Annotated in this window: 5 protein-coding genes; all 5 read left to right on the forward strand. The window is 44.8% G+C overall.

The genetic code is table 11. The features are described from left to right. Positions 1 to 472 precede the first annotated feature (472 nt). On the forward strand, positions 473 to 1,036 hold the full coding sequence (gene ahpC, locus NO989_RS21155; protein WP_014949268.1) for an alkyl hydroperoxide reductase subunit C: 564 nt from the start codon (positions 473 to 475) through the stop codon (positions 1,034 to 1,036). Between the two features lie 181 nt (positions 1,037 to 1,217). After that, positions 1,218 to 2,807: an alkyl hydroperoxide reductase subunit F gene (gene ahpF, locus NO989_RS21160; RefSeq protein WP_371343154.1), complete on the forward strand. Its 1,590-nt coding sequence runs from the start codon at positions 1,218 to 1,220 to the stop codon at positions 2,805 to 2,807. A gap of 284 nt (positions 2,808 to 3,091) precedes the next feature. Beyond that, the gene (locus NO989_RS21165; RefSeq protein WP_371343155.1) at positions 3,092 to 5,254 is read left to right on the forward strand and encodes a TonB-dependent siderophore receptor; all 2,163 of its coding nucleotides are present in this window, start codon (positions 3,092 to 3,094) and stop codon (positions 5,252 to 5,254) included. A 9-nt stretch (positions 5,255 to 5,263) separates the two neighbouring features. Next, positions 5,264 to 5,800 (forward strand): hypothetical protein, encoded by a 537-nt coding sequence (locus NO989_RS21170; RefSeq protein WP_049586664.1) that lies wholly within the window; start codon positions 5,264 to 5,266, stop codon positions 5,798 to 5,800. A 10-nt stretch (positions 5,801 to 5,810) separates the two neighbouring features. After that, positions 5,811 to 7,274, forward strand: a complete 1,464-nt coding sequence (locus NO989_RS21175) for a PepSY domain-containing protein (RefSeq protein ID WP_061485747.1) — start codon at positions 5,811 to 5,813, stop codon at positions 7,272 to 7,274. The last annotated feature ends 89 nt before the right edge of the window (positions 7,275 to 7,363 follow it).

The raw sequence follows: 7,363 nt of genomic DNA on the forward strand, positions 1-7,363 counted from the left end.
TCACCAAACGTCATGAATGTTCCCTTTATTTTTTATCTTACTGAATTTTAGTCATTATTTGTGGGGATACCTCAGGGGCTGACCTCCATTTTTGCATGCTTTGCCAATGTGCGAGATGGCGCGTGTCCATCGATTAGCATTATTTCCTGGGAGATGCGCTGTAGTCGGGAATGGGTCATAGTTTTCTCATTCAGCAGAGTTTAGCCGGTGAAACCGTATTGCAAAACAATCAATCTATTTTGGCTCAATTTTCATCGTTCAATTCAATAACCTGATTAAGCGATTCATTTTTACCAATTAGTTTTTTGTGATTGTGCGCGCTATTCTTAACACCAGTTTCGAGAGACATGAATTTCGCGTTACGTGAATATCTTCACAAAACTGCAAAACCATGTCGACACAATAAACGTAAAGTTTGTATTCGTATGTGTTTAACGTGCGAAAATAATTTAAACCAAATGGAGAATTAAACATGGCATTGATTAATACTGCTATCAAACCTTTCAAAGCAACTGCATTTAAAGACGGCGAATTCGTAGACGTAAGCAGCGAAGACATCAAAGGTAAATGGGCAGTTTTCGTATTTTACCCAGCTGACTTCACATTTGTTTGTCCAACTGAGCTTGGCGACATCGCTGACAAGTACGAAGAACTTCAGTCACGTGGCGTAGAAGTATTTTCAGTATCTACTGACACTCACTTCACCCACAAAGCATGGCACGATTCTTCTGACACGATCAACAAGATCAAATTTGCAATGATTGGCGACCCAACAGGCGAAATCACTCGTAACTTCGATTGTATGCGTGAAACTATGGGTCTTGCTGACCGCGCTACATTTGTTGTTGACCCGGAAGGCATCATCCAAGCGATGGAAATCACTTCTGAAGGTATCGGCCGTGACGCTGATGACCTAGTACGTAAAGTTAAAGCCGCTCAGTACGTTGCAAACAACCCAGGTGAAGTTTGCCCAGCTAAGTGGAAAGAAGGCGAAGCAACACTAGCACCTTCACTTGACCTAGTAGGCAAAATCTAAGCAGCACGCTTAGCGCTTAATATTTGAAAGCTCAGCGCTTTGTGCACTGCACAGTATTAAGCAAATAATTTGTAGGGGGTGGGTCTCCACTCCCTGATATTAATTTCCAATTTCCGCTTATGTTGTTGACCCTTCAAAAGGTTGGCGGGGATCGGCGTGTCGAAAATAAGGCAGAATAACCGTGTTAACTAAAGAAATTTTACAAGCATTGAAATCATATGCAGAGTCAATGCAAAAAAACGTAACCTTTGTCGTACAGACCGGTGAACATAGCAAGCGTGAAGAGCTTGTGACGTTTCTGTCCGACATTGCTTCAGTAAGCGAAAAATTAAACGTAGAAGAGCGTGACACAAATGGTGAGTTGCGCAGTGCAATCAGCTTTTTATTGGAAGCTGACGGCGAAGATACGGGAATTCGTTTTTCTGGTATCCCTGGCGGTCACGAGTTTAACTCGCTTGTACTTGCCATGCTGCACGCAGCGGGCCCTGAACTTAAGCTAGACGATAGCGTTAAGTCGATGGTGAAAGCGGTGAATGAACCACTTAATTTTGAAGTGTTCATTAGCTTAAGCTGTCACAACTGCCCTGAAGTCGTACAGGCACTTAATCAATTCGCTTTGATTAATCCTAATATCAAGACCGAAATGATCGACGGCGGGTTGTATCAAAATCTAATTCAAGAGCGCGACATCCAAGGTGTTCCTAGCGTATACCTTAATGGCGAGCTATTTGCGAATGGTAAAGTTGATGCCTCTGTGCTTATCAACAAGCTAATTGAACGCGACCCTAGCCTTAAAGAAGCAAACAAAGGCGATGCGTTACCACTTCAAGACGTAACGGTTATCGGTGGTGGCCCAGCAGGTGTTGCATCAGCGATTTACAGTGCCCGTAAAGGCCTTAAAGTTGCCATCGTTGCTGAAACTTTTGGCGGCCAAGTTAAAGATACCATGGGTATCGAGAACCTTATCTCAGTACCTAAAACAACGGGCCCTGAGCTTGTTGGTAACTTGATGGAGCACGTACGCGATTACGACATTACGCTCAAAGAGCACGTACGCGTTGATAGCATTGAGAAAGGCAATATTAAAACCATTACGCTTTCTTCTGGCGAACAGATCCGCACTCGCACGGTTATTGTTGCGACAGGCGCACGCTGGAGAGAACTTGGTGTTCCGGGCGAAAAAGAGAACATCGGTAATGGTGTTGCGTACTGCCCACACTGCGACGGCCCTTTCTTCAAAGGTAAAGACGTAGCGGTCATTGGCGGTGGTAACTCAGGTATTGAAGCGGCACTTGACCTTGCAGGCATCGTAAAATCGGTGACGGTATTTGAATTTATGCCAGAACTAAAAGCGGATAAGGTACTTATCGATCAAGCTCAAAAACGCGATAATATTACCATTATCAAGAACGCGGCAACGCGCCAAATTACTGCTGAAAATGGCAAAGTGAACGCAATTGAATACCAAGATCGCTCAACTAACGAAGTGCACACCCGTGAACTTGCAGGTGTATTTGTTCAAATTGGACTAGTACCAAACAGTCAGTTTATGAAGGGCACGGTAGACATGACACAGTATGGCGAAATTATTGTTGATACTAAGTGTCATACATCTGAGCCGGGTATATTTGCAGCCGGTGACGTAACAACAGTACCGTATAAGCAAATTGTTATTTCGATGGGTGAGGGCGCGAAAGCATCGCTTGCTGCATTTGAATATTTACTAAGTCACGAAGTAGTTGAGTCAGATAAAGAAAGTGAAGCAGCTTAATAAATAGCCTGCCTATAATTGTAAGAGTAAAGCCGGACTAACTATGTTAGTTCGGCTTTTTTGTTGCCCTGAATAAAAGTGCTAGCGAGGCTTTTGTACTTTTAAATAAGTCTCAAGAACTGCGATGTATTGTCTACGCCTTTTAATTATGCAAATGTTAATGATAGTGGTTATCATTAGCGAAAAAGTTTGCTAAATTAGACGAAAGAATAATGCGGCTCATAGATCACTTCTTCCACCGATAGGCGATTAGTGAGCTCAAATAACTAACAGACAACACTCAAATGAATAAGAAAATACTAAGTTTGGCGGTAACGGCTATATTAATGTCTCACGCACATGCCCAAGAAGATGAAAGTCGTGGTGGCATAGCTATAGAGCATCTAGCGGCAACAGCGGAAAAAGCAGAAGCGAATGCAGTAGAAAAGATTGAAGTAGTGGGCATGCGTTCTCCGTTTGGCGCAACAAAAACAAATACCCCCATTGTTGAGCTCGCCCGTACAATTTCCATTGAAACCGCATTAGATTTAAAGCAAAAAGGTGTGTTAAATCTTTCTCAGTCAGCCACCTATATGGCGGGTGTGACGGGGGAGTCATACGGATACGCCACCCGAGTCGATTCAATCTCTTCCAGAGGATTAAGTATTCCGCGCTATCGCGACTCAATTCAAGAGTTGTTTGGCAGCTATAATTCTACGCGAGCTGAAATTTACACAATGGAACAGGTTGAGTTGCTTAAGGGGCCTGCCTCTGTACTTTACGGTCAGGGCTCTCCCGGTGGCATAATGAACTATGTGTCAAAAACGCCGACGTTAGGCAAAGGAAGCGAAGTGGTGCTGTCCTACGGAAACTTCGACCGCGCGCAAGTTGGGGTAGATGTAAACGGCAGCCTGTCTGAAGATGATAAGTGGATGGGGCGTTTTGTTGGTATATATCGTAGTGCTGACTCTCAGGTTGATTACGTTAGCGATGACACCCAAGTATTCATGCCGTCACTTTCCTTCATGCCTTCTGACGATACAACGCTAACGCTTATCGGGTTATTCCAAGATACTGATAGCGATACAGCAGCGCAGTTTATTCCTGTGGAAGGCACATTATTGCCTTTGGCTGACGGCACTTATTTACCCGACCAAGATGTTTACGCAGGTGAACCAGGGTTTAATAAATTTGATACTAAGTCGAACCAAGTTACCTTGCTTGGCGAGCACTTGATTAACGATACAACGTCACTTTCATTTACTGCCTTATGGCGAGATGGTGAGGCAGACTACCACCAAGCGTGGCCCACTTTTACGGGCGGCACTCGCTATCTAAACGCTTTTGTAGGGGCACCGGTAGCGCCTACCGATACCTTTGTGCCGAGAACGTTTTATCAAGCAGACAATACGTTTAATCAACACGCTTTTGATATTCGTGTAAACAAGGGATTTGTAACAGGCGCTTTCGAACATGAATTATTAGCGGGTGTACAATATCAACATGTTAAGACTGACGCCAACTCTGCTTACTATGCTGGTGGTGGCGTATTACAAGGTGATTTTAGGTACATTCTGGACTTGGCTAACCCTGAGTACACAGGCGCACCAGAGCAAGCCATTTTCGACGCAATCTACAACGATGCGCCTGAACAGACAGTCACCGACACGGGGTTATACCTGTCTGATCAAATTTCCTATGAAAACTGGCGGGTAACGCTAGGCCTACGTCACGACCGCGTTGATAATGATACAGGCGTAACTGAGCAGGATGACACGCAAACATCATACTCAGCTGGAATTTTGTATCGTTTTGACAACGGCATTTCTCCCTACCTTAGTTACGCTGAGTCGTTCGAGACGGTAGTGGGACTAGATAACAATAACAACCAGCTTAAGCCTGAAGAAGGCCGTCAATACGAGGCAGGGATTAAGTATGAACTCTCGTCAGTTCCTGGTTTTATCACGCTAGCGTATTACGATATTGAAGTTTCAAACCTTCCTAATCCTAACGGATTACCAGACGAAGCGGCGCAACAGCAAGGCGTAACGACCATTGAAGGGGTTGAGCTAGAAGGGCGCGTAGACTTTGGCCAGATAACAGCGCAGTTTGCGGCGTCGGTCTTGGATGCAGAAGATCCTAACGGTTTTTCGTTGTCAGCACAGCCAGACAGCAATGCATCCCTATGGGTAAATTATTCTCCACTTGAGCTTGAAGCGCTGACGGTAGGAGCTGGTATTCGCTACGTGGGAGAATCAGTTTCTGAGAATGGTATCATCAGATACGACACGCCTAGCTACACCCTTGGTGACCTGATGGTGTCGTACGAGCTAGCAGATAATTTGAATTTGCAGCTGAATGTAAGAAATGTGACCGATAAAAAATATCTCACGTCTTGCTTATTCAGAGGTGACTGTTTCCCTGGTGTACGCAGAACAGTGAACGCGTCGCTAACCTATTCGTTTTAAGGATTTATCATGCTTTCAGTTGCAGCGGGTGGTTTAACACTTGCAGCCTTAGGTGTTATTTATAAAAGTTGGCGCGCTCAAGCGTCAACGTATCTTTATTTGGGTCTTGTCGTATGGCTAGTTGCAGCAGTGTGCTGGTCTTATGCTCAGGGGTGGGAGTTTGGCGTGCTGTATGCGCTGTGTATCCCTTCCATTTTAGTGTGGCCTTTTATTGCGTTTAACCAAACGCATTTGCCTCAGCCAAAAAATGTACCTCAGCCGAGGAGCTTTGATTTCTCGCGACGTACAGTTCTAGGGAACATCGCAAACTACATCGTGGTGCTGGTTGTTTTATTGGTTGTGAGCGTGTTATTGACGCTAGGACTATGTGCGCTACTTCCATTCTCAATAGCAGGGAAGTTGGCTACAGGTATCGTGCTGTTGCCAATTTTTTGGGGTCTTATTGTTTATCACTACCTTGCTACCGCCCACAAAATTAAAGTTGTTGTTGCCTACGCAGTTTTGGCTGCGCTTTGCCTACCAATACTTATTTTCTTCCCCATGTAGGTGAATATCGATGGATAAAATAACAAAACAAAATGCATTAAATGCACATACTTGGGTAGGCGTTTTTCTAAGTGTACTTCTCTTTTTGGTGTGCTTATCTGGGACCGTTGCGGTTTTTCACTTAGAGTTTGAAAGGTGGGAACAGCCGCATATTGAAGAAATGAAGAATGTTTCTCCTGATGTTGTTGAAAAGGCGATGGACACCTTTTTGGCTCAGAATACGCAGGAGTCTCACCATCTTTATGTGGTTTTCCCTACATCAGATATCCCTCGGTTGGTGGTAGAAAACGATCATGCTGCTTACTTTGCCGACAGTGAAGGTAACTTATTAGAGCAAGAAAGCGTGTCTTTTACCGAAATGCTCGTGAACTTGCACTTGTATCTCAATTTGCCACAAAGTTGGGGAATGATTTTGGTCAGCGCTTTGGGCGCTATCATCTGTACCCTTGTCGTCACTGGAATTATTGCTCACAAACGAATAGCAAAAGATGCTTTTAAACTTCGACGGGGTGGCAACGGTCAGCAAGCACAAATTGATTTGCACAACCGTTTTGGACTATGGGCAGCGCCTTTTCATTTAGTTATAGGTATAACAGGCGCATATTTTGGTATGGCAGGGATCATTTTGGTGGTTGTTGCCTCACTAAATTACGAAGGCGATCGCGACGCGGTTATCCAGAAAATCTTTACGCCAGACCCTGTATTAGTGCCACAGGAGGGGAAACCGGCTATTGGTAGAGCGTTTGCGCAAATGGAAACGCTAGCGCCAGAAAAGTCGCCAATATTTTTAACGGTACACGAAGTTGGTGAACCAGAACAGTTCATCGAAATATATGCCAAGGCGCCCAATAGAATGATCTACGCCGAAGGCTATCGATTCGATACGGCGGGTAACTTTATCGGTGTGGCCGGCTATGAATTCGGTGAATGGGGTAAGCAGTTGGTATGGGCAATGTACCGTTTGCACTTCGGTGACTTCGCCGGCCTTACCAGCAAATGGCTGTACTTTGTTCTTGGTGTAATGCTGACCATGCTTTGCGTGTCGGGTATGGAGATTTGGCTGTCTAAAAAGGCGCATCCGCCGTTAGCAAGCAGGCTTTGGTACAGCACGGTGTGGGGTAGTGTGAGTGCACTCGCATTAACTGCTGTAGCAGATATGTTTTTTACAGGCTCGCTCATCGCCGTTTTTTGGTGCCTTATGCTATTTAATACCGGTATTACAGTGGGAGTTAAATCACTCACAAAGCCGATATGGTTGCTTATATCAGGCCTAAGCGTAATGGTGTTACTCATAGCCTATGCGGCTGTGCACCAAAGCGCGACGCTATCGGTCGCGTCACTTCAGCTTAATATACCTATGGCGGTGTACGTGGTGTGGAGTGTTTATCGTGCTAATACGCTGATAAAGCGAGCTAAAAATGCAGAAACTCAGATTGAAGCCGACGCGAGTAACAACGCGCCTCAATCAGCGTAAGAAAAAAGAGTGATACCAATTGCATTAATTAATTGACCAACTTTATCCACTCTCTCCAACAGAGATTTTTGACTCGTTCAACATCCGCA

The sequence above is a fragment of the Alteromonas sp. DY56-G5 genome, assembly GCF_041414725.1.
In the GTDB taxonomy this organism is placed as follows: domain Bacteria; phylum Pseudomonadota; class Gammaproteobacteria; order Enterobacterales; family Alteromonadaceae; genus Alteromonas; species Alteromonas macleodii.

Excerpts from the sequence above, each read along its gene's own strand:
- ahpC (WP_014949268.1), top strand. The coding sequence starts at position 473 with ATGGCATTGATTAATACTGCTATCAAACCTTTCAAAGCAACTGCATTT.
- NO989_RS21165 (WP_371343155.1), top strand. The coding sequence starts at position 3,092 with ATGAATAAGAAAATACTAAGTTTGGCGGTAACGGCTATATTAATGTCT.
- NO989_RS21170 (WP_049586664.1), top strand. The coding sequence starts at position 5,264 with ATGCTTTCAGTTGCAGCGGGTGGTTTAACACTTGCAGCCTTAGGTGTT.
- NO989_RS21175 (WP_061485747.1), top strand. The coding sequence starts at position 5,811 with ATGGATAAAATAACAAAACAAAATGCATTAAATGCACATACTTGGGTA.